Source organism: Bradyrhizobium sp. HKCCYLS3013 (assembly GCF_051167615.1).
Taxonomy (GTDB): Bacteria; Pseudomonadota; Alphaproteobacteria; order Rhizobiales; family Xanthobacteraceae; genus Bradyrhizobium.
In genome coordinates this window covers 85,852-110,603 of the sequence record NZ_JBNPTK010000009.1, presented here as the reverse complement: position 1 = coordinate 110,603, position 24,752 = coordinate 85,852, and the positions used below count along the sequence as shown (strand labels likewise).

13 protein-coding genes (1 of these 13 running past the window's edge) are annotated in these 24,752 nt (G+C 66.6%); all 13 read right to left on the bottom strand.

All coding sequences use genetic code 11. From position 1 onward, the window contains the following. Positions 1-17: 17 nt before the first annotated feature. Positions 18-863 (bottom strand): phosphoenolpyruvate hydrolase family protein, encoded by an 846-nt coding sequence (locus ACQR1F_RS17790; RefSeq protein ID WP_315802951.1) that lies wholly within the window; start codon positions 861-863, stop codon positions 18-20. Between the two features lie 5 nt (positions 864-868). Beyond that, the gene (locus ACQR1F_RS17785) at positions 869-3,088 is read right to left on the bottom strand and encodes an ABC transporter permease (protein ID WP_434838932.1); all 2,220 of its coding nucleotides are present in this window, start codon (positions 3,086-3,088) and stop codon (positions 869-871) included. Continuing rightward, positions 3,081-3,863 carry an ABC transporter ATP-binding protein gene (locus ACQR1F_RS17780; protein WP_434913553.1) on the bottom strand — a complete coding sequence of 261 codons (783 nt, stop codon included), beginning with the start codon at positions 3,861-3,863 and terminating at the stop codon, positions 3,081-3,083. The genes ACQR1F_RS17785 and ACQR1F_RS17780 overlap by 8 nt, the downstream gene beginning before the upstream one ends. Further along, positions 3,856-4,944, bottom strand: a complete 1,089-nt coding sequence (locus ACQR1F_RS17775) for a branched-chain amino acid ABC transporter permease (protein ID WP_434899059.1) — start codon at positions 4,942-4,944, stop codon at positions 3,856-3,858. Before ACQR1F_RS17775 ends, ACQR1F_RS17780 begins: the two co-directional genes overlap by 8 nt. A gap of 1 nt (position 4,945) precedes the next feature. After that, entirely contained in the window at positions 4,946-5,956 is a 1,011-nt protein-coding gene (locus tag ACQR1F_RS17770; RefSeq protein WP_434913552.1) for a branched-chain amino acid ABC transporter permease, read from the bottom strand. Between the two features lie 199 nt (positions 5,957-6,155). After that, complete coding sequence (locus ACQR1F_RS17765; protein WP_315802948.1) at positions 6,156-6,980, bottom strand: AraC family transcriptional regulator; 825 nt, start codon at positions 6,978-6,980, stop codon at positions 6,156-6,158. A gap of 119 nt (positions 6,981-7,099) precedes the next feature. Further along, positions 7,100-8,350, bottom strand: coding sequence for an ABC transporter substrate-binding protein (locus ACQR1F_RS17760; RefSeq protein WP_434884342.1), 1,251 nt, complete (start codon positions 8,348-8,350; stop codon positions 7,100-7,102). Positions 8,351-8,667: 317 nt separating this feature from the next. After that, positions 8,668-9,021, bottom strand: coding sequence for a hypothetical protein (locus ACQR1F_RS17755; protein WP_315803163.1), 354 nt, complete (start codon positions 9,019-9,021; stop codon positions 8,668-8,670). Between the two features lie 182 nt (positions 9,022-9,203). Then, entirely contained in the window at positions 9,204-10,535 is a 1,332-nt protein-coding gene (locus ACQR1F_RS17750; protein WP_434913551.1) for a lysine N(6)-hydroxylase/L-ornithine N(5)-oxygenase family protein, read from the bottom strand. Positions 10,536-10,553: 18 nt separating this feature from the next. Continuing rightward, entirely contained in the window at positions 10,554-11,615 is a 1,062-nt protein-coding gene (locus ACQR1F_RS17745) for a GNAT family N-acetyltransferase (protein WP_434913550.1), read from the bottom strand. Positions 11,616-11,748: 133 nt separating this feature from the next. Then, entirely contained in the window at positions 11,749-13,482 is a 1,734-nt protein-coding gene (locus tag ACQR1F_RS17740; protein WP_434913549.1) for a cyclic peptide export ABC transporter, read from the bottom strand. Continuing rightward, positions 13,479-14,462, bottom strand: a complete 984-nt coding sequence (locus ACQR1F_RS17735; RefSeq protein ID WP_315802944.1) for an alpha/beta hydrolase — start codon at positions 14,460-14,462, stop codon at positions 13,479-13,481. Before ACQR1F_RS17735 ends, ACQR1F_RS17740 begins: the two co-directional genes overlap by 4 nt. 7 nt (positions 14,463-14,469) lie before the next feature. Further along, on the bottom strand, positions 14,470-24,752 hold the 3' portion of the coding sequence (locus ACQR1F_RS17730) for a non-ribosomal peptide synthase/polyketide synthase (RefSeq protein WP_434913548.1). It continues 6,118 nt past the right edge of the window; the window shows 10,283 of its 16,401 coding nt (coding positions 6,119-16,401); its start codon lies beyond the right edge, outside the window; it ends in the stop codon at positions 14,470-14,472.

The following is a 24,752-nucleotide window of genomic DNA, read 5'->3' as shown; positions in this document are numbered from 1 at the left end:
GATCTCGTGTTGTCACCTCAGACGCGGCGTGGCCGCGCGCTGATTGCCTTGAAATGTCGTACCTGCTCCGTCAGCGCGCGCTCCACCGGCAGCCGCTCCATTGAGGAGGCGCCGTAGAAGCCGTGGCAGTTCTTGGTGTGCTTCATGATGAAGTCGGCGTCGGACGGCTCCGCGATCGGGCCGCCATGGGCCAGAACCAGAATCTCCGGGTTGACGCTGAGCGCGGCCGAGGCCCAGCTGTCGATCAGGCCGGGGCAGTCTTCGAGCTTGGGCGCGGTCTGCGCGCCGATCGAGCCGCCGGTTGTCAGACCGAGATGGCAGACGATGATGTCCGCGCCCGCGATCGCCATGCCCGCGGCCTGGGCTTCATTGAAGACGTAAGGCGTCGTCAGCAGGTCCTTGTCGTGCGCGCGCCCGATCATGTCGATCTCCAGCGCGTAGGAAATGCCCGTCTCCTCGAGGTTGGCGCGGAAAGTGCCGTCGATCAGGCCGACGGTTGGGAAGTTCTGCACACCGGAGAAGCCGAGCGACTTCAGCTCGTCGAGGAACACATCCATGTCGCGGAACGGGTCGGTGCCGTTGACGCCCGCGAGCACCGGGGTCGACTTCACCACCGGCAGCACCTCGCTGGCCATCTCGACCACGATGGCATTGGCGTCGCCATAGGCCATCAGGCCGGCGAGCGAGCCGCGGCCGGCCATGCGATAGCGGCCGGAATTGTAGATCACGATCAGGTCGATGCCGCCGGCCTCCTCGCATTTGGCAGACAGGCCGGTGCCGGCGCCGCCGCCGATGATCGGCACGCCACGGCGCACCATGTCGCGAAACTTCTTCAGCAGCGGTGCGCGCTCATATCTCGGCATCACCATCACCTCGCCTGTCTGCGCCGCGCCGGCAGCCGCCCGAGCAACGGCCTGACGGCACCGACGATCGCTGCTGCGAACTCATTGTCGTTGATGTGATGCGGCACGCGGATCAGGCGCCGGCTCGACGTCTGCCGCACCGTCTGTTCGAGGCTGCGAAACAGCGCCTCGTCCGCCTCGCGATCGAAGAACGGCTGTCCCTGTGCATCGAGGGCCGACACGCCCTTCTCGGGCAGGAAGAACCGGACCGGCCCGTCCATGCGGTTGAGCCGCTCGCCGATCCAGCGCCCCATCTGCGCGTTCTCCGCCGCCGTCGTCCGCATCAGCGTGACCTGCGGGTTGTGGACGTGAAACTTGCGGCCGCGATAGCGCTCCGGAATGGTCTCGGGCGCGCCGAAATTGACCATGTCGAGCGCGCCGACCGAGCCGACATAGGGCACGCGGGTGCGGATGACCGCGCCGAAGCGATCCTCGGTTGCCGGAAACACGCCGCCCATCAGCAGGTCGCAGACCTCAGTCGTGGTGAGATCGATGACGCCGGCGAGCATGCCGGAATCGACCAGCTTCTCCATCGAGCGGCCGCCGACGCCGGTGGCGTGGAAGACGAGGCACTCGTAGTCGTCGCGCAGCTCGGCGGTGAGCTTCTGCACCGCCGGCGTGGTCACGCCGAACATGGTGATGCCGATCGCGGGACGTTGCGGTCGGGTGCGATCAGCGACAGCGGACCGTTGCTCGCGCGCCATCACCATGCCGGCAAGCGCATGCGCGCCATTGCTCAGCACCATCAGCGAAATCGAATTGAGTCCTTGGACGTCGGTGACCGAGTACATCATCGCGATGTCGGCCGGCCCGACATAGGCGCCGACGTCTCCCGAGGCGACCGAGGAGATGATCAGCTTGGGCACGCCGACGGGGAGCTCGCGCATGCCAGGTGCGACCAGCGACGTTCCACCGGAGCCGCCCGCCGAGATGATACCTGCGACATTGTCCTGCCGGCGCAGCCAGCGCGCGAACGCGTCGGCCATCGCGGTGACGGATGCACCGCGATCGGTGCCGAACACGGCGGAGCCGCCGCGCGGATGATTGAGCGCGATCTCCTGGGCCGAGACGTCGCAGCTCGTATGGCGTCCGCTGGTGGAGACGTCGACCAGCCGGGTGCGCAGCCCGTGGCTCGCGACGAGATCGCGAATGAAGCGCAGTTCGTCACCCTTGGTGTCGAGCGTGCCGGCGACGATCACCGCGGGCGGACCTGACGCGATCGGCACGGCGCGCTCACGGCCCTGGCGCGCGGCTTCGTCAAGCCGGCTGACGCTGGTGGAGAGCGTGCGCGCCTTGGCCTCGATCTGCGCGATCGGCACCGGCTGCGACCAGCGCGTCGGCAGCACGGGATTGGAGACGTAAACCTTGACGGGCGCAGCTTTCGGCGTCGTTGGCACCGCCGCACGTGCGGCGGGCGCGTCGCCGTCCTGCCCCGTGCCGAGATCCGTCTCGTCGCCGGCATGCTGGCCGACGCCGAGCAGGCGCTGCTGCAGCTCGCGGTCGGCGGCGAGCCGGGCCGAGTCGATGATGCGGTTGATGCGGCCATTGACCATGATCGCGACGCGGGCCGAGATTGCGGTTGCAACGCCGATGTTCTGCTCGATCACGAGCACCGCCATGTCGCCGTCCTGGCCGAGCCGGATCAGCATCTCCTCGACCTGGGCGACGATCACCGGCGCCAAGCCCTCCGTCGGCTCATCCATGATCAGCAGCTGCGGATTGGTCAGCAGCGCGCGCGAAATCGCCAGCATCTGCTGCTCGCCGCCGGACAACTGCCCGCCGCCATTGTTGCGGCGCTCGGCGAGCCGCGGAAACGTCTCGTAGACGCGCTCGACAGTCCAGGCGCCGCGGCGCTGGCCGGCCGCGAGCCGCAGATGCTCGTCGACGCTGAGCGAGCGCCACAGACGCCGCCCCTGCGGCACGTAGCCTACGCCGAGCCGCGCGATGCGCGCGGGATTGAGGCCCGTGATATCCTCTCCCCGCAGCCGCACCGTGCCGCCGGACGGCCGCAGCAGGCCCATGATGGCCTTGCACAGCGTCGTCTTGCCCATGCCGTTGCGGCCGACCAGCGAGAACACACCGCTGTCGAGCCGGAGGTCGACGCCCTGCAGCGCATGCGAATGGCCGTAGTAGACGTCGAGGCCGCGGACCTCGAGCGCAGGCGCGGAGCGGCGGATATCATTCATGGCCGCCTCCGAGATAGAGCTCCTGCACCTCCGGATCGGATTCGATCTCCTGCGGTGCGCCCTCCTTGAAGATGCGGCCGTTGTGCATCATCGTCACGCTCTCGACGACGCGCAGCGCCACGTCCATGTCGTGCTCGATGATGATGTAACCGATGTGCGGCGGCAACGACGTCAGGATCTCGACCAGCTCGCGCCGCTCGGTCGGCGACAGACCCGCCGCCGGCTCGTCGAACAGGATGAATCGGGGCGCGCCGGCCAGCGCCAGCGCGATCTCGAGCTGCCGCTGCTGGCCATGGGCGAGCTCCGAAACCAGTTGATCACGCACCGACGTCAGATGCACGGCCTCGATCAGGCGCTCGGCCGCCTGCATCAGGGCGTCGTTGGCGTTGGGACGCAGCATCGAGAAGCGCGCGCGCGAGACGCCACGGCATGCCAGATAGACATTGTCGCGAACCGACAGACCGAGGAACAGTGCCGAGATCTGGTAGGTGCGGCGCAGCCCGCGGCGGATCCGCTCGTAGGGCGGAAAGGCGGTGATGTCCTCGCCGAAGAAGCGGATCGTGCCTGACGTCGGCAGGAAGTCGCCGGTCACGCAGTTGAACAAGGTGGTCTTGCCGGCGCCGTTCGAGCCGAGCACCGCGCGCCGCTCGCCAGGCCGCACCGTGATCGTGATATCGGTCAGCGCGGCGAGCGCGCCGAACATCCGCGTCACGCCACGCAATTCGAGGGCTGCGGTCGAGCCGAGCGCTGAGAGCCGGTCCGCGACCCTATCCATGGCCGTGACCTCCCGGACGGGGCCGCTCCTCCGTGCGCTGGCCGCGTTTGCGCCACCGCTCATAGAGGCCGATGACGCCGTCGGAGGACCAGAACACGATGGCGAGGAAGCCGAGCCCGATCAGCAGCCGGAACCGGTTGCCGTCGAGCCCGACCTTGACCAGGAAGTCGAGCGCGAAGGTGCGCAGGATGACGAAGATGAACGCGCCGATATACGGCCCGACCGGCCGGGTGATTCCGCCGACGACGGCGACGATGAGAATGTCGATGCAGCGCTCGACCGCGACCGATCCGGGCGAGATCTGCCGATAGTTCCAGACCTGCAGCACGCCCCCCATGCCGGCGATCAGGGCCGCGAACGCATAGGCGGCGATGCGATGCGCATTGACGTTGAAGCCGAGCGCGGCCATGCGCCTGGGATTGTCGCGCACGCCCTGCAGCGCCAGGCCGAACGGCGCGCGCGATAGATAGAGCACAGCGAAATAGCAAAGCGCGGCCACCGCAAGCGTCAGGTAATAGAACGCGATATCCGTGCGCCAATCGACGCCGAGAACATGCGGCGTGGCGATCGTGTTGATGCCGGTGTGGCCGTTGAAGATCGCCCAGTTCTGGTTGGTGAAATAATAGAACGCCGCGCCGATCGCGAGCGTGATCATGATGGTGTAGATGCCCTCGGTGCGCACCGCCAGCGCACCACCCAGCGTGCCGAACAGCACCGCGAGCACCAGCGCCACCGGCGTCGCCAACCACCACGGCCAGCCGAGGCTGATATTGGCGTTGCCGCTGACGCCGAAAACGGCAACCATGTAGCCGGCAAAGCCCGCGATCGTCAGCTGCATCAGACTGACCATGCCGCCATAGCCGGCGAGGAACATCAGGCTCAGCGCGATGGTGCCGAGGATCAGGGTCGTGCCGAAGATCTCGATCAGGAAGAAGCCGTTGGCGATCAGCGGCATGATCAGCAGCAGCGTGGCGACCGCCCAGGCCCAGGGCTGCTCGGTGGCCGACCATGCGACCGGCTGCCGTGCGGCGCCGCCTGCCAGCATGCTCTCCCGCGCGCGTGCCTCCTGGATCAGCGACATCTCATCGCCTCGCCAGCAGGCCCTGGGGCCGCAGCGCGAGCACCAGCACCATGATCAGGAAGGTCACGACGATCGCATAGGTTGGGATGTAGACCGAGCCGAGCTGCTCGGCGAGCCCAATGATCAGCGCGCCGAGCGCGGCTCCCGGGATCGATCCCATGCCGCCGACGATGACGACGACCAGCGAGGCCAGCAGAAAGCGCGTGTCCTCGCCGGGTGAGATGGACTGGAAGGTTCCGCCGACCACGCCGGCAATGCCGGCCAGCCCCGCGCCCAGTGCGAACACCAGCACGAAGACGAGCTGGATCTGCACGCCGGTTGCCGCCAGGATCTCGCGATCATCCACGCCGGCCCGCACGATCATGCCGACGCGGGTGCGGTTGAGCGCGAGCCACATCGCAATGCCGATCACGACCGAGCCGCAGAAGATCACCAGCCGCACCAGCGGATATTGCAGGAACACAGCCTCGCCCGACGATTTCATCGCCGTCATCAGCGGCAGCTGCACCGGCCCGATCAGCCAGGCCGGCGTCTGGATCTGATAGAAGTCGCCGCCGAACGCCCACAGCATCAGATCGGCGAACACAATCGAGAGGCCGATCGTCACCATGGTCTGGCGCAGGTCCTGCCCCTCCATGCGGCGGAAGACGAGCAGTTGCAGGAGAACACTGATGGCCGCCACGGCGATGAAGGCGGCGGCAAAGGCAAGGATCCATGACCCGGTCGCGGCGGACACGCCGTAGCCCACATAGCCGCCGAGCAGATAGAGTGAGCCGTGCGCCAGATTGACGTTGCGCATCAGGCCGAAGATCAACGTGAAGCCGCTCGCGACCAGGAAATACAGTCCGCCCAGCGTGATGCCGTTGAACACGGCACTCAGGAACACCTTCTTGCGGCCGATCGCCTCCTCGAGCCCCGGCGGCCACACGGCGAAGATCAGCCACGCCAGCAGCGCCAAGGCGAGGAGAATGATGAGGGACCAGATCGGGTGACGCTCGATGAAGCGGCTCATCACCCCTCCCTCAGGATACGAGGGACGGATCCGTCGTCACAGCGGAAAGGCGCATTCAGCCGAAGATCGCCGGGTCTGCCGGCCATCGCTCGTCCTCCCTCGTCGGATCCTTTTGCGGATCACGTTGCCCAGAGTGTAGCGGCAGACGAGAGTGCGCACTTGATCGACAGTCTCTTTTCGCGCAACGCGCAGCAGCAGGTCAGGCGCGCAGAACTTTTGCAGCGCGGCGATAGTCTGTCGGCGCCATGCCGACATTGCCGGCGAAGAACCGCGTGAAGCCGCTCTGCGAGGTGAATCCGAGATCGAAGCCGATATCGGCGATCGGCGCTTCCGTTGCCACGACGGCATCGAGCGCTCGCTCCATCAGCAGCGTATTCAGATAGAGATTGGGCGTCACACCGGTCTGGCTGCGGAACAGCCGATAGAAATGAGGCCGTGACAGTCCTGATTCGCGGGCGATGTGATCGAGCTCGATCTCGGCGCACGGACTGTCCGACATCAGCTTGATGCACTTGCGAACACGAAAGTCCGTCACTTCCGCGCATGGCCGTTCGGGCATCTGCTCCGAGACGCGCCAGCTTTCCTCGTAGCAACTGTCGATGAGCTGCCTCAGCTCGCCATCGAGACAGCCGAGCGATGGCGCGCCACATACCAACGCTGCGGTGCGGCGAATACAGCGATCGAGCGCGGCAGTCCGCCGGAAGCAGGTACGGCCAAACCGCAGGCCCTGCTCGCGCGCAGCCGAGGGCGTGAACCACTCCGCATTGACGTAGAGCACAAAAAAGATGGCGCCGTTGTCGATGTCGTTCGGCAGGAAATTGTGCGGTTCCCACGGATTGACCGCGACGATCCAGTCCTCGCCGATCTGATAGTGCTGGTCGCAGACGTCGATGTCGGCCGGCGTCCCACCAACGTGAAAGATCAGATGTCCCTCGCGATGGGCATGCACATTGAATGGCCGATTGAGCTGATAAACCGTCGCACGGCCGAAGCGAGCATGAAAGACGGCGAGCGCCCTACTCATCACTTCCTCACCGAAATGGCTTTTATTATTCGTCAGCGTCGATCATTGCATGTCAGAAAGCAAGGGACGCGACGACGCGGCCCGAGCCCGCTCGAGCCGCGCCGCTCCCTGTCGAAAGGTCAGTACTTCTTACATTCAGGCACGGTGCGGCTCGGCAGGCCGATCTTCGCGAAGGTCGCGGCGTCGTATCCCAGCGTCTGGTTGACGTCGGGGATCACCTTCACGACCTTGCTGAACAGCGCGCCCTTGCCGTCGTCGACCACCTCGGTGACGAAGTTGGTGCCGATGGCCTGGCGGTTGGCGTCGAGCTTGATCTTGCCGTTGGGGGCATCGATCTCGATCTTCGCCAGCGCCGCCTTAAGCTTGGCCTGGTTGTTCGACAGATCGCCATTGACCTCGCGCAGCGCCAGGATCAACGCCATGGTCGAGCCATAATAGTTGGTCGCCAGCAGCGACGGACTCGGGAAGCGCTTCTCCGGCGGGAACGAGTCCTGATAGGCCTTCACGAACTTCTGCCAGCGCGGATCCTCCCAGGTATCGGCCTGACCCGATGCAGCAATCGTACCGATCAGGGCGTTTTTGGCATTTCCCTTGGACGACAGGATGGTCTGGTCGATCATGATCGAGCCGCCCATCAGGTGCGCCTTGCCGCCGGCCTGTTGATACTGGTTGAGGAAGTTGACGGCATCGGCGCCGCCGAGGCCGAGATAGATCGCATCGACATCATCGGGCAGCGCCGCGATCACCGACGCGAAATCCTTGGTGCCGAGCGGGACCCATTGCCGGCTCGAGATCTTGCCGCCCAGGCCGCAGAACTCCAGCGCCAGGCCGAACACCTGGGTGTAGATGAAGGAATAGTCCTCGCCGACGGTCGCTATCTTGCGGTAGCCCTTGGTCTCATAGGCGTATTTGCCGAGGCCGACCTGCCATTGGGCGCCATCCATGTTGAAGCGGAAGAAGTTCGGCGCGGGATCGACATAGGTGGTCTCCTGCGCACCCGACGCGGCGTTGACGAAGGTCAGCTCGGGGTGCGTCTTGGCGAAGTTCTTGACGGCGATGCCCTCGTCGCCCGACAGCGGCGACAGCAGGATCTGCACCTTGTCCTGCTCGATCAGCTTGCGCACGGCACGGACGGCCGAGTCCGGCGTGGCGTCGGTCGACGCGACGACGAATTCCAGCTCCTTGTCGCCGACCTTCTTACCCAACACGTTCAGCGCGGTGACATGTCCGCGCATTCCGTCCTCGCCGAGCACGGTATAGGTGCCCTCCAGCGTCGCGGTGACGCCGACCTTGATCTTCTCCTGCGCGAACGCTGTGCTGGACAGCAAAAGCGCCGTGAACACGGCGATACCTACACTTCGCATGTGCATCGAACTCCTCCCTTGTCGCCCATTGCTGGGGCACACGAGCGTGTGCCGGCCACTGTTTTCTTGGCCATGTTGGCAGTGGACCTTCCCGTCGCCTCGCGTCATCTCTGACGAGCGACGGTGAGCCCCCATCGACCGCGGAGGCTAGCGGATGAGCCGAGCCCCCGCGCAACCCGCCCGGCCTCGACCTTGACGACGAGTCTCATTTTCCATGATGCGACGCGATAGGGCCCGCGGTGCATTCCGTGTGCATCGCGGTCCCGTCAGTGCCTCGATGGGAGCCTCCGGTGGGCTCGCCGCTCAGGCAGAGCCCGAGCCGTTCAGCCGCCTCGGCCTGGCTCCCTGGGGAGCGTCCTGCCGTTCAATCGTCGCGTTCGTACCGCCACCCGGGAGCGCCGGACACGCCGCTTCCGAAACTCCAATCCGCACATGACGATATCGATGCTTTCATTCGGACGCCGCAAACGGCGCCCATGGAACGCGAGCCATTTCTCGACCTGCCGCACGACCACGCGGCCGAGGTCCAGCCGCCGCACCAACTCGTCGCGCGTATGCAGCGAGGCGATGTCGACGATGTAGTCGAGCCGTTCCGACATGGTCCGCCCGACGAGCCGCGCGTATTCACTCGACACCAGCAAGGTTACGGCCCGCTCAGGCAGATGCGGCTCACCCATTTCCATTCCTGCACTCCACCGCGCCCGCCGGCCGACCCGAGATGTCGGCAATCCAGCAATTGCAGGCACGGCGCCCCCCGATGACAATTCGACCGCGACACGCCAGGGAAGGCCCGATCGTTTCGTCTCATTTCATGACGCCGCGCGCGGCGCGCTCCTCGCGGCTTGCATTCGGCCGTCCATCACGAATACACGCGCTCAGCCTGGTCGTGAGACGGCGCCGCGTCCTGTTCTCTCGCTGTTGCCGACACCAGCGACTGTGTGATCTCCTGTGCCCGCATCGGCAGCACCGACAAGAGTGTATCGCTGAGGCCGTGCGAGGTTTCGGCGCAGCCCTGCACGTAGACCTGCGGACGAAACGCCGGGCTCGTCTGCAGACGATAGTCGCGGTCGAGCGACGCCGATTCGATGTAGCGGCTGATCGGACCAAGACACGCCGGGATCGGAGATCGCTCGTAGCCGGTGGCGAGCACGACAGCATCGTACGCGGCCCGGCGGCGAACCTCTTCGTCCTTGTTGACGATCTCGAGCACCATCCCCTCAGGGGAGGCATAGGCTGCGACGATCTCGCTGCGCGGATGGAGAGCCAGTTTCCGAGCGCCGGCAACCCGCTGCTGGTACGTCATCCGGTAGAGCTGATCGAGCAGATCGGGGTCGACCACCGCATAATTGGTATTGCGGAAGCTGCGGACGATCGTCTCGCGCTGCCGATCGGACCGCGAATGAAAATAATCGGTGTAGTCCGGATTGAAGATCTCGTTCACGAACGGGCTGCTGTCCGCCGGCTTGAGCGCGTGCCCACGGAAGACCAGATCAATCTGGGCGTCCGGAAGCCGCTCGCTCAGATCGAGCGTGACCTCAGCCGCACTTTGCCCACCGCCGATGACTGCCACCCGCGGCGACCGGCCATCCGATCCTGCCGCAAGCGAGGAACTCAGATAGCCGCTGGTGTGCACGACCCGCGGATCCCTCGCGATCGGTTGAAATATGGAAGGGATGTGCGCCACACCGCCGACGGCCGCCACGAGGTGACGCGTCACGCGTGATCGCTCCTTTCCGTCAGCCATGCGCGTGAGCACACGAAGCGCGGTGACGGATTGACCGCTATGCACGGGCTCGACAGACTCGACCGTTTCTCCGTAGGCAACCGTGGTGCTGAACTGGCCTGCGACCCATCGGAGATAGTCGTTGAACTCGATCCGGCTCGGATAGAACGTCTTGCAGTTGGTGAAGTCGAGCAGCCGGCCGGATTTATGCAGGTAGTTGACGAAGGTGAACGGACTGGTCGGATCGCGCAGCGATACCAGGTCCTTGAGGAAGGAGATCTGCATGTTGCTGCCGGGCAGCAGCATTCCGCCATGCCATTTGAAGTCCTGCTGCTTTTCCAGGAACACGGACCGGCATTTCAGACGCTGCTGTCTGAAGCAATCGTCGAGCGCGATCGCCAGTGCGAGGTTCGATGGCCCGAAGCCGACGCCGACGATATCATAGTCAGGGGCAGGATGATACGACATGGTGATGCTCCGTCCGCGCTAGGCTTCTGTGGGTGCTTCCTTGGCCGCCGGCTGCCACAGCCGGTCGCCGAAGAAGCGCTCGCGCAGCAACATGACCAGGGTTGCCCGCTTGTGTGGGAAGTCGAAATTCTTGAGCCGGGCAAACCCCGCCAGATCCAGGTTGCGAAGCTGCTGGGAATGTGCCGCCGCCGGCTCGCCGACGACACGTTCGGTGCGACAGTCGTCGAGGAACATGTAGTGCATGAGTGAGGGAAGCCAGGCCGTGATGAAGCGGCGGCCCCGGAAACCGTCCTCGCCGACGATCACGTGCCAGCCGCGATCATAGTCCGCCGCGTCGTAGAACGGTGCGATACGATTTTCCTTCGCCCAGTAGAGCTCGAAATAGCCGAACGGCTGATCTCCGAAGCAGCCGATCAGCGGCACCATGTGCGGGTCCGACATGATCCGTGACAGATATTGCCGGTGCTTGTCGATGTCCCCCGCTTCGTTCCAGAACGAGTCCACCCGCGGATCGTTGAGCCAGCGGTGGACCAACGGGAGATCGTGAGCGATATCGATGACGCGAAAGCTGACGACGTCGGACAGCCAGGGAATGAAACGGGCGTAGACGGTGCCGACCGGCTTGGGCGGCCGCCGCGGATGGCGCCTGCCGTCGGTCATCGCGTAGGACTGTGGAAACGCCGGGCGCGCGGCGTCCGTCAGCCAGTTCTCGCGAAACTGCATCACCATGTCCGGATACAGCGCCAGCCTGCCGTCGGTCACCACCGCGAGGCCATCGTTCGCAAGGGCCGATGCTGCTGCCGGGTTGTCGTCGAGTGCAAGGTCGAGCCTCTGCAGCGACGGCGTCCAGGCAAAGACCGCTTCGGCCATTGCCGCGGCTCCGCGCGACAGCCGGCGCCAATCATCGACCCCGTCGTGCACGATCAGACGCGTCAGTTCGCCATCCGGCCGAAGCGCCAGCAGTGGCGCGCCGTCCGCGATCACCCGAAGCCCGTCATCGTCGCGAACGACCGACATTGTCGCGTCGATTGCGACAGGGAATGTCCGGATACTGCCCGTAACGCTCGCGGTCGCGCTCATGCGAACTCCCTCCCTCTCATTGATCTGCACGGGCGTCATCTCTGTCCACTCCCGCTCAGGATGTAGATCGGCCGGCACGACGAAGACAACAAAGTCCGTAGCGCTGTTTTTAGATTAACTACAAAGATGCGGCTCACGGCTTCGATGCTCCAAGCGATGCAGCGGGTTCATGCAGAACAGTCGTAAGCGTGCGCTGCCTTTGTGCCGGCTCGCGGCGTTCCGCGGCGTCGCTGGCGTCAATCCGACCGTCGCGCAGACGCACGATCCGATCGGCGCAGTGGAAGTAGCGATCGTCGTGCGAGATCACAATGATCGTCTTGCCGAGACGTTTGAGGTCGGCGAGCAGCTCGGTGTAGAAGATTTGGCGGAACGCTGGATCCTGATCGGCCGCCCATTCGTCGAACACCAGCACCGGCCGTCCCTCGATCCAGGCATTGATCAGGGCGAGCCGCTTGCGCTGGCCCGTCGACAGGTCGGTGGTGGAGAACGCGCCGCCATCGATCGAGACCTTGTGAGCGAGCTCGAGTCGATCGAGATAGCGATGTGCGAGGTCAGGCGGCTGGTTGCTCTGCTGCGCCAGGGTGTCGAACAGGAAATAGTCCGAGAATATCGTGGTGAAGAGCTGCCGATAGTCGTCGCGGGTCTCGCTGACGACGGGATTGCCGTCGCGCAGCAGCACGCCGCGGTCCGGCACATAGAGTCCAAGCAGCAGCTTGATCAGCGTCGTCTTGCCGCTGCCGTTCTCACCGACGATGAAGACGATCTCGCCGCGGCGAATGCGAAGGTCGATCGGTCCGATGACAAAAGGGCGTTCGGATGACGACGCAGGGAATGCGTAGGAGACGCCGCGCAGCTCGATGGATTCGATCTGCTCAGCGGTCCGATCCTGGGGATCATCGAGCAGTTCAGCCTCTGCGGCGGTGAAACGCTCCGACAACTCGGCGATCCGGCGCATCGCAACCTGGGCGCGGCCGAGCGACGGCAGCATGCCGATCAACTGGTCGATCGGTCCGCGCATGAACAGCAGCACCAGCACGAAGCCGCTGGACACCGAGGCCGGGCTGTCGGGCCACAGCAGTGGACGCAGCACCAGCGCGGTCCCGATCACCAGAAACAGCAGAACCGTCCCGAGCGCACGCGCCGTCACCAGCAGATTGATCGCCTTGATCTGCACGTCGCCGATCCGGTCGACCGTCCGTCCGATCAGATCGACATGGACATGGCGCCGGCGCTGGCGATGAAGACGGAGCTCCTTGGCACCGTCGGAGATCGCGCGGTAGTGCTTCTGCAGATCGTCTTCGTATTGGCGCGCGAGATTGAAGCCCGTCATTCCGCGCTTGCGGGCGAGGTAATGGACGAACGACCCGAGCGCGATCAAGATTGCCGTGACCAGGAACAACGGCCACGACAGCACCGCGAGGTAGATCAGGCAGCCGGCGACGATGACGCCGGACACCAGGAAGGCGGGAAAGAAGAAGGCGAAATCGCTGATGGCATCGACGTCCTTGGTCAGGACCGGGATGAGGCGGTGCGACCGATAGGCTTCGAGCTGGTCGATCGGCGCCATCAGGATCTTGGCGGCCAGCGACTTGCGCAACGAGGCCACGATCCGCTGCCCGACGATATTGGCGCTGATGTCAGAGCCAACCGACCCGATCACGATCAGGATGCAGAGACCCGCGAACGAGGCAATCAGGCCGCCGACGTCGCCTGCGCCTGCGTAAAGGCCGCGGTTCACCACGGCGAGCAGACCCGCAACGCTGGCGCCGCCGAGCAGGCCAAGCAGGATGGCTGCCGCCAGCAGCAGCCAATACGGCCGCAGCAGGCTTCCGACGTTGGCGATTGCCAGATTGGATGGCGTCATCATCGGCCGCCGGCTCCCATTCGTGTGGCGAAGACAGCGGCGAGCTTGTCGCCGATGTCGGCGCGGGCCTGGAGGGCGTCGGGCACGACGCTGCCCATGCGCAGGAACTCGTGGACCATGCCGGGATAGACCTTCAAGTCCACAGCGACGCCGGCCTCGCGCAAGCGTGCGGCATAGGCCTGCCCCTCGTCGACCAGCGGATCGAACTCGGGCAGCACGATCAGCGCGGGTGCGACGCGCGTGAGGTCGGAGGCCGCCAGCGGCGCAAATCGCCAGTCGTGGCGATCAGTGCCTTCGGGCAGATAGTGGTCGAAGAACCAGTCGACGGTCTCGCGCTCGAGCAGATAGCCCGAGCCGTAGTTCTCGTAGGAGTCCGAGATCTGCTGCGGGCTGAGCCCGGGATAAGCGAGGACCTGAAGGATCGGCTGCGGCAAGGCCCGGTCGTCGCGCGCGGCGATTGCCAGCGCCGCGGCCAGCGTTCCGCCCGCGCTGTCGCCGCCGATCGCGACTCGCCGCGGGTCGAAGCCAAGCGCCGGCCCCTCGCCCCCGATCCAGGTGAGCGCATCGACGCAATCCTCGAACGCCGTCGGAAACCGATGCTCCGGCGCCAGCCGATAGTCGATCGACAGCACCGCCGCGCCGCTGTCATCCGCGAGGCCGCGGCACAGCGGCTGGTGCGAGTCGAGGCTGCCGACGACGAAGCCGCCGCCATGCATGTAGAGCAGCACGGGCATCGGATCGGCGACATCCAACGGCCGCGTTGCATAGAGCCGCCCTGCAATCTCCGTCCCGTCGCGCATCGGCAGCGCAAGCTGCCTCTCGAACGCCAGCGGCGGCGGATCGACATCCAGCAGCGGCGAGGAGGCGTCGAAATCGGCGCGCGCCTGCGCCGGCGTGAGTTGCGGAAACGGGATGCGCGCGCCGGTTTCGGTTCCGAGCTGGATCATCTCGAGCAGCGCGGCGATATCAGGGTGAAGGCTCATGACCACCTCATTCAGCCGGTTCGGACTGCAGCGCCGGCGATGTCTGCGCCGCCTCGTCCGGCTCCAGCCACGCGCCGAGCGCCATCAGGAAGGATTCGTTGCTCAGGATCGCGAAGTGATCGTCGCCGATCACGCCGAGGTCTGCCGCCTGCGGCAGCCGCGCCGCGAGCCGATCGCGCTGTCGAAGCCGGCCCGAGGTCCACCAGCAGCCGGGCGCGACAGCGAGATCAGCCGGCCATTCGGCCGTTTGCGCCAGTTGCGCGAGATGGCGTCCGACCCTGAAGGCCGCGACGATGTCGTCGATGCCGAGAAGGCCGTCGCGCGGCTGCAGCGGTGCCATGCCGATCGCATCGGCGACGAGGCCCCGGATCACCTCGTCCGTCGCCGGCGCATCGGCGGAGCGGATCGCCGTCACCTGCGACGCGATCGCTGACAATTGCACGCCCGGCGCCGTGACCGAGAGCAGCGCGAGCAAGTCGTCAGTCCAATGCAGCGACGGCTGCTGGCCGCCATGCGGAACGAAGCTGTCGATCAGCGCCAGACGCTCGACCCGCGCGCCGCGCCGTTCCAATTCGGCGGCAACCAGACCCGCGAGCAGCCCGCCGAGCGACCAGCCGATCAGATGATAGGGCCCCTCGCTCTGCGTCTGTACGATCTCATCGGCATAGTCCACGGCCATCGCCGCCAGCGAGCGATCGGTGAAGGACGGCTCGATCAGCGTCCGGCACTGCAGACCGATCAGTTGCCGTTCTCCCTCCAGACGACGCGCCAGCGGCGCATAGTCGAACACCGTGCCGAAGCCGCCGTGAAGGCAGAACACGGGCGCCACGCCATCGACCGGCGAACTCAGGGGCAGCAGCGCCGACGGCCGCGTGGATGATGCTGCGGGCGGGCCGAGCAAGGCGCGAATGGTCGGCTTCTGCAAGAGATCCCGCAGCTTGATCTCGCCATCGAGGACCGGGTCGCGGCGAAGCCGCGCGATCACCTTGAGGCTGAGAATCGAGTTGCCGCCGAGCTCGAAGAAGTTGTCGGTGACGCCGACTTGCGCGACGCCGAGAACCTCCGCCCAAAGCTTTGCCATCGCGACCTCGGCCGGATTTCCCGGCGCGACGAACGCGCGTCCGGCTGCAATATCGGGCGCGGGCAACGCCTTGCGATCGACCTTGCCGCTCGACAGCGTGGGCAGGCGCTCGAGCACGATGATGCGGGCCGGAACCATGTAGGCCGGCAATGTCCGGCGCAGCGTGGCCGTCAGCGCCGCCGACAGGCGCTCGGCCGGAGCAGCGGCGGCGTCGCCCGGCGCCCGTGGCGCCACATAGGCCACGAGCTGACTTCCTCCCGCACCCGCCACCGCGAGCACGGCAGCCTGTGCGACTGCGGGGTCGCTCAGCAGAGCCGATTGGATTTCGCCAAGCTCGATCCGGAAGCCGCTGACCTTGACCTGATCGTCGCTGCGCCCGAGATACTCGATCGTGCCGCTCGCATCCCATCGGGCCAGGTCGCCGGTGCGATAGAGACGTGCGCCCTCCTCCGTCGAAAATGGATCCGGCACGAAGCGTTCCGCCGTCATGCCTGGCTTGGCGAGGTAGCCGCGCGCGAGCCCAAAGCCGCCGACATAGAGCTCGCCGGCTGCGCCTGCCGGAACGAGATTCAGCGCGCCATCGAGGATGTAGGCGGTGCGGCGCCCGACGGGAATGCCGATCGGCGCATAGGCCTTGTCGCATGCCGTGTTGCCATCGACCTTCCACACCAGCGGTGTCACGACGGTCTCGGTCGGACCATAGCCGTTGATCAGTATCCGCGGCTTCAGCTCCCGCCTCACCTTGTCGAAGCCGGCCTTGGGCATGGCCTCGCCACCGAACGAATACAACCGCACCGGCGGCGGATTGCCGGTCTGCTCCACCCATTCGGCGACCTGCTGCAGGTAGGCCGGCGGCAGGCCGATATGCGTCACGCGCTGCGCATGAAGCTCGGCGACCGTCTGCTCCGGCGTCCACAGCTCCGCATCGCGCATGACCAGCCGTGCGCCCTGCGACAGCACCGTAAGCCACCGTTCATGCGCGCCGTCGAAGGCCAGCGATAGGAAATGCAGCTCGGTTGCGTGCTCGTCGAGCTCGTAGAGCGCAGCGGTCGCCCGGCAATGCATCGCCAGCGGTCCATGCGCGACCGCGACGCCTTTCGGCCGCCCGGTCGAGCCGGACGTGTAGATCACATAAGCCAGATTCTCCGGATGCAGGCCCGGATCCGGCGCATGGTGCGGACCGCTGTCGAAATCGAACGAGGCCAGATCGACGGCCTGGACGCCTTCGGTGGCGGCGATCTCATGCGCGCCGGACAGCAGCATGCTCATCCCGGAATCGCGCATCAGATGGGCGATGCGGTCCGGCGGCAGCTCGGGATCGAGCGGCACATAGGCTCCGCCGGCCTTCAGCACGGCGAGCAGCGCGGCCATCGTCGCTTCATTGCGCGCGACGACGACGCCGACGCGCTGGTCTGGCTGGAGCCCGGCGCCGACGAGGCGGAGCGCGAGCCGGTTGGCACGACGATCGAGCTCACCGTAGGACACGTTCCTGCCGCCGATCGTGAGGGCGACACGTTCCGGGTCGCGCTGGGCATGACCGCTGATCATCTCGTGCACGAGCGGACGCGTCGCGGAAGACGCCGCCCGGCCATTGCAGGCGTCAGCGCGCTGCACATCCAGAGCGGTAGCCGCATCGATTGCGCCGAGCGCGGCTTCCGGACTTCGCATGATAGCCGCGAGCAGATGTTCGAATTGCGCCCTCACCTGCTCCGCCTGATCCGGCGTGAAGTGGCTCGGCATATAGGTGAACTCGACCTGCAGCGTATCCTCGACCATGATGGACAGGTCCATCGGATAGTTGGTGACGTCGACATTGCGCAGCTCGCCGAATTGAAGCGAGCCGTCGCCCTGCAGCAGGCCCCGGTCGACGGGATAGTTCTCGAACACGATGATGCTGTCGAACATGCTCTCGCCAGCACGGCCGGCCCAGCTCTGGATGTCGTAGAGCGGCGTCTGCTCGAAATTGCGCATCGCCGCGTTACGGTCCTGCATGGCACGCAGCCAGTCGCTGATCGTGGTGGCCGGCGACGGCGTCTCGATCACCGGCAGCGTATTGATGAACAGGCCGATCATCTGCTCGGCCCCGTCGAGACCAGCCGGACGGCCGGCGACGGTGACACCGAAGGTGACGGTCTGCTGGCCGGTGTAGCGTTGCAGCAGCAGCGCCCAGACGCCCTGGATGAGCGTGTTCAGGGTGATGCGCTCGCGCCGAGCAAACGCCTTCAAGGCCGCGGTCGCGTCTTCGTCGAGCCGCGTGTAGCAGCGCTGGTGCCCGTGCGCATCGTGGCGCCGTGCTCCGAAGGCATCGGCCAGTTGCGTCGGCTGGTGGAAGGCCGTGAGCTGTCCGCGCCAGAAGCGCTCGGCGGCCTGCGCGTCTTGGGCGAGCAGCCAGGCAACATAGTCGCGATAGAGCGCCGGGTGAGAGACGAGCGCACGCCCGGAATAGCGCTGCAGGATTTCGCCGATGAAGCGGGCCGAGCTCCAGCCATCCATCAGGATGTGATGGTAGGTCCAGATCAGGCGATGGCGCTCGTGGTCGAGCTGCAGCAGCCGGACACGCTGCAGCGGCGGCACCGCGAGATCGAACTCGACGTTACGCTCCGCGGCCAGGGCCGACGACAGCCGCGCTTCATCGACGACCTGCCCGCGCCAGTCCTCCATCACGAACGGCGCGTTCGCGGCACGATGGACGGCCTGCAGCGGTGCACCGGACAGCTCGCGCCAGAGAAAACCCGTGCGCAGCATCGGATGGCAAGCGGAGACCTCCTGCCACGCGCTGCGGAGCCGCTCGACGTCAAGGCCGCAGATCTCGACGCTGATCTGGTTGACATAGACACCACTGCCGGCATCACGCAGGCTGTGGAACAGCATGCCCTGCTGCATCGGCGAGAGTGGGTAGACGTCCTCGATGCGATCCCAGTCGACCCCGAGCCGGGCGAGCTCCTCGCTGGTCAGCCCGGACAATGCGCCGCGCGCGAGCGCAATCGCGGGCTGATCTTTCCGCGCCACTCGGCAGGCCGGCGCGAGCAGCTCGATCGTCTGCAGAAGGAATACGTCTCTCGGCTCCAGTTCGAGACCGGCGCGGCGTGCGCGACTGACCATCTGCAACGAGATGATCGAGTCGCCGCCGAGCTCGAAGAAATTGTCGGTGACGCCGACGTCCGGCTGGTGCAGCAGCTCGGCCCAGATCGCGGCGAGCGTCGCCTCGGCGGGACTGCGTGGCGCGGTCCGCTGTCCCTGCCCGGGCCGGGTATCGGGCAATGGCAAGGCCTTGCGATCGATCTTGCCGTTCGGCGTCAGCGGCAGAAGCGGCAGCACCATGACGCGCGACGGCACCATGTAGTCCGGCAGCGCCGACGCGAGCGTCACGCGCAGCTCAGCTCCGTCGAGCCCATCGTCGCCGCTGACATAGCCGACGAGCTGCCGCCCGCCGCCGAGCTCTTGCGCCACCACGACGCTGTCGCGGACGCCGGGCTGCGTGCGCAACCGCGCCTCGATCTCGCCGAGCTCGATGCGGTGGCCGCGAATCTTCACCTGATGGTCGGCACGGCCGACATAGTCGAGCAGTCCATCGGCGCGCCACCGCGCCAGATCGCCGGTCCGGTACAGCCGCGCACCGGGATCGCCGAATGGATCGGGAACGAAGCGCTCGGCGCTGAGCGCCGCCCGGCGCCAATAGCCGCGGGCCAGGCCTTCGCCGCCAATGAAGAGCTCGCCCGTCACGCCGACGGGGGCGCGGTTGAGATCGCCGTCGAGCACGTGGAGCGTGGTGCTGCCGATCGGGCCGCCGAGGACGGGTGCGGGATCGCGCGCATCGAGCCGATGACGAGCCGACCACACCGTGGTTTCAGTCGGCCCGAACAGGTTCCATACCTCGCCGCCGAGCGCGAGCAGCCGGAGCGCCAGATCGGGCGCCAGCGCCTCGCCGCCGCTCAGCAGGCGGCAGCCTTGAGGCAGCCATCCATGCGCGCCGTCGTCATGGTCGAGCAGAATGCGCCAGCTCGACGGCGTGGCTTGGATCATGGTCGCGCCGTGACGGGCCACGATCGCTTTCAACGCCGCGGGATCATGGGCCGAGGCGCGGTCCGCCAGCACGATCTGCGCGCCATGAGTCAGCGGCAACCAGAGTTCGAGCACCGCGATGTCGAACGACAGCGAGGTCAAACCGAGCACGCGGTCATCGCGCGCAATGCCCGGCTGCTCAGCCATGGTCGCCAGGAAATTCGTCACCGCGCCATGACGCACCATCACCCCCTTGGGCAGGCCGGTCGAGCCCGAGGTGTAGATGACGTAAGCCAGGTTTTCAGGATGGACGGCGACATCGAGATTGCCGACGTCGGCAACTTCCTCTCCAGGCGCCTCGTCCAGCAGCCAGACCTCGGCGTGGCCGTCCGCCAGCACCGGCGCGAGCCGGTCGTGGAGCGCCGCCTGCGTCAGCAGCAGCTTGGCGCCGCTGTCGGCCAGCATGTGCGCGAGACGCTCAGCCGGGTAGTCCGGATCGAGCGGCAGATAGGCCCCGCCCGCCTTGAGCACCGCGAGCAGCGCCACCATCATCGTGACACCGCGCTCCAGCGCCAGCCCTACCACGACATCGGGACCGACGCCGCCCTCCCTGAGCCTTTGGCCCAGCCGGTTCGAGCGCGCGTTCAGCGCGGCGTAGCTGAGCGTCTCCTCATTGTGCACGAGCGCGATCGCATCGGGCGCGCGCCCCGCCTGCGCCTCGAATTGAGCGACGACACCGGGCGATATCACGGCGGCCGCTGTCGCGTTCACCCGTGCCAGCAGCGCGATATCCGCGGGATCATCGGCCGCAATGCAGCCGACCGCCTGCTCCGCATCGCGAGCGATGGCCGCGAGCAGTTGCACGAACGCCATCTGCAGCCGACGGATCTGGACGTCGTCGAAATGTTGCTGCTGGAAATTGAACACCAGCCGTAGCTCGCTTTCGAGACCGACACTCACGAACAGCGGGTAGTTGCTGGTTTCGAGGATCCTCGTCCGGCTGACGCTCAGACGGCCATCTCGGGTCTTCAAGGCCGCGTCCACCGGATAGTTCTCGAACACGAGAATGCTGTCGAACAGCGGACGCCCGGCCCGGCCCGCGATCCGCTGGATGTCGGCCAGCGGCATCCAGCCATGATCCCGCAAAGCGAGATTGCGATCCTGCAGGTCCCGCAGCCACGCGCCGATGCGCTGCTGCGGATCCTCGGCATCGACCACCGGCAAGGTGTTGATGAACAGGCCGACCATCTCTTCGGCGCCGGCGAGCCCGGCGGGCCGGTCCGACACCGTCACGCCGAAGCAGACCGTCGGCTGGCCGGTGAACCGACGGAGCAGTTGCGCCCAAGCCGCCTGCACCACCGTATTCAGCGTGACCCGTTCGCGGGTCGCGAAGCGTTGCAGCCGCTCGCTGAGATCGGCGTCCGCCGCCATGGTGAGCGAGCCATGGCCGACGCGAGCACCGGCCGCAGGCTGCGACAGCAGGCTCGGCTCGTCGAGCCCGGCCAACGCCGCTCGCCAGAACTCGGCCGCAGCACCCTGGTCCTGCGCCTGCAGCCAGGCGATGTAGTCGCGGAAGCGCGGCGGCTGTCCCTGCAGCGTCCCCTGCCCCTCTTGCTGAATCACCTCGGCAACGAAGCGGGCCGAGCTCCAGCCATCCATGACAATGTGATGATGGGTCCAGATCAACCAATGCCGGTCGTCGTCGATCCGGACCAGCCTCACACGCTGCAGCGGCGGCCGCGACAGATCGAAGCCGTCGACGCGCTCGCGGTCTGCGGCCGCCATGAGCGCAGCCTCCAGCGCCGCCGGAGCAAGCCCCGCCGCACGCTGCCGCCAATCTTCCACGACGAAGGCAACGTCGGCATTGCGATAAACGACCTGCTGCGGTGGTCCGGGCAATTCACGCCAGAGGAAGCCGGTGCGAAGCACGGCATGGCGATGGCTGACCGCCTGCCAAGCGGCTTGCAGCTTGCCGGCGTCGAGGCCGCGGATCTCTGCTGCAACCTGGTTGACGTAGACCCCGGTGCCGTCGTCGTGCAGCGCGTGAAACAACATGCCCTGCTGCATCGGCGACAGCGGATAGATGTCCTCGACCTCGCGCCAATCCAGCGCCAGCGCATCGAGCTCGGCCTGGCTCAGCTTCGACAGCGGCACATCGGACGGCGTCAGGCCATGGACACCGCTCGTGCAGTGATCGACCAGCTCACGCAGCGCCGCTCCGAAACAATCGGCGACGCGGGTCACGGTCTCGCGTCGATAGCGCTTCCTGCTGAAGCCGAACGACAACTGCAGACGGCCGTCGAGCACTCTCGCATTGACCGCGATATGGTGGCGGAGCGGGCTCGACGCCGCACGCGAAGGTCCTGCGCTCTCGGGCGCGATCGAGAACAGCGCCGTCTCGTCCGTGCTGCCATCGACCTGACCGAGATAGTTGAACCCGATGCGCGGCTGCACGCCCGTCCTCAGCGCCGCACGCTGGGCATCAGACCCCAGGTAGCGCAGCACGCCGTAGCCAAGTCCCCGGTTGGGGACGGACCGCAGCATCTCCTTGGTGGCCTTGATCAGCTCGGCGGGCGGCTGCGATCCAGCCGTCAATTGCACCGGAAAGGCGGTTGTGAACCAGCCGATGGTTCGCGACAGATCGGGCCCGTCGCCGAGATCCTCGCGGCCGTGGCCTTCGAGCTCGATCAACATGAGCTCCCGGCCCGACCACTGCCACAACGCGCGCGCCAGCGCCGACAGCAGCAGATCATTGACCTGGGTTCGGTACGCGCCGTGCGCCGCGCCCAGCAGGCGCGCGGTCAGCTCCGCGTCGATCGCGAGCGGCACGTCGTCGGCGTCGGAGATCGTATCCCGATCCGCATGATCGACATCGCACGGCAGGTCATCCGTCTGCCGGAGACCGGACCAATGATCGAGCTCGGCCGACAGCACATCCGAGGCCGCATGCGCGTGCAGTGCTGCGCCCCATTGGGCATAGGCGTGCGTCTTGGGCGGCAGCGTCGCCTCCTGCCCACGCATGAGCTGCGCATAGGCCGCCGCGAGATCCTCCAGCAGCACACGCCACGACACGCCGTCGATCACGAGGTGATGGATCACGATCAGGAGGCGCTGCCCGCCGTCCGGCAGATCGATGCCGACCATCTGCACCAGACGACCCTGCGCGAGCGAGAGGCTCGCCTGGACCTCAGCGGCCAGCGCGGTGACCGCCTCGCCGTCGGCCAGCTCGCACGATCGGAACAGACCGGAGGCGGCCGGCGCCGGCCCGTGCTCGGCGCGCCAGGGGCCGTCGATGCGTTGGAAGCGCAGCCTCAGCGCATCATGATGGGTGACGACGGCCACCGCCGCGCGCCGCAGCACGTCCCAGTCGAGCCGCTGCTGCGGCCGCAGCAGCAAGGCCTGGTTCCAGTGATCGGGCGCGTCCAGCTCCTGCTCGAAGAAGCGGAGCTGAATCGGCAACAACGGCAGTGGCCCGGAGACGAGGCCCTGCTCCGCCGTCGTCTCCAGCCGAGCGATCTGCCGCGCGTCGCGCGCCAGGGCTTCCAGTGTCTGATGCTTGAAGACGTCGCGCGGATCGATCAGAAGGCCGGCTCGCCGCGCGCGACTGACCATCTGCAGCGAGATGATGGAATCGCCGCCGAGCTCGAAGAAATTGTCAGTCATGCCGACATCGGGCTGATGCAGCAGCTCGGCCCAGATGGCCGCCAGCGCAGCCTCGGCCGCCGTCCGCGGCGCAATCCGCGTGGCTGATGCGGGCGCCTCCGGCGCTGGCAGCGCATTGCGATCGACCTTGCCATTCACCATCAGCGGCAGACGATCGAGCACCATGATCCGCACCGGCACCATGTAGTCCGGCAGCGTCGCGGACAAGGTGTCACGCAGCACGACGCCGTCGAGCGTGCCGTCACCGCAGACATAGCCGATCAGTTGGCGGCCTGCCCCGAATTCCCTGGCGATGACGACGGCCGCAGTGACCGATGGCTGCTGCCGAAGCCGCGCCTCGATCTCGCCGAGCTCGATGCGGAAGCCGCGAACCTTCACCTGATGATCGGTGCGGCCGACATAGTCGATGGCGCCGTCGCTGCGCCAGCGCGCCAGATCGCCGCTCCGGTACAGCCGCGCGCCGGGAGGTCCGAACGGATCGGGAATGAAGCGCTCGGCCGTCAGCGCCGCGCGACCGAGATAGCCGCGCGCCAGCCCGTCGCCGCCAATATAGAGCTCGCCCGTCGTACCCTCGGCGACCGGATTGAGGTCGGCATCGAGAATGCGCAGGATCGTACCCGGGATCGGGACGCCGATCGGCACGCGTGGCCCGCTCGCCTCGCGGCAGCTCCAGAAGCTGGCATTGATGAGCGCTTCGGTCGGTCCATAGCGGTTGTCGAACCGGATCGCTGGAAATACCGCGTAGACTTGGTCCCTCAGCTGGACCGGCAGAGCCTCGCCGCCAGAGAACAGGCGTTTCAAGCTCACGCATCGGCGCGCCTCGGGCTCGGCCACGAATTGCGCGAGCATCTGGGGCACGAAATGCAGCGTCGTGACGCCATGCGCAATGACCGCATCGATCAGCCGCTTCGGCTCGCGATGGGCGCCCGGCGCTGCGATCGCAAGCCGCGCGCCGACCGTCAACGGCCACAGGATTTCCCACACCGCGACGTCGAAGCTGAACGGCGTCTTCTGCAGCAGCGTTTCGCCGGGATCGAGCCCGTACTCCCGCTGCATCCAGGCCAGCCGCGCCGCCAGCGCGCCGCGCGTGCAGGCCACGCCCTTCGGCACGCCGGTCGAGCCGGACGTGTAGATCACATAAGCGAGGCTCTCGGCGTGGATCGGGCTGCGGAGATCCGAACTGTCGGCATCGATCCCATGCGAAGCACGGCTGTCGTCGACGGCGATCAGCTCGGCGCCCGCCCCTGCCGTGATCTCCATCAGCCGATCGCGCAACTGCGGCTGCGTCAGCAGCAGTCTCGCGCCGCTGTCGCCCAGCATCGCGGCGAGCCGCCCGCTCGGATAATCCGGATCGAGCGGCAGGTAGCCGGCCCCGGCCTTCAGCACCGCCAGCACGGCTACGACCAGATCGGCGCAGCGCTCGAATGCGAGGGCGACGGGCGCATCCTGAGCGACGCCGGATTGCCTGATCTGTCGCGCCAGTCGGTTGGCCCGCGCGTTCAGTTCGGTGTAGCTGATCCTCTCCTGATCGGAGATCACGGCCA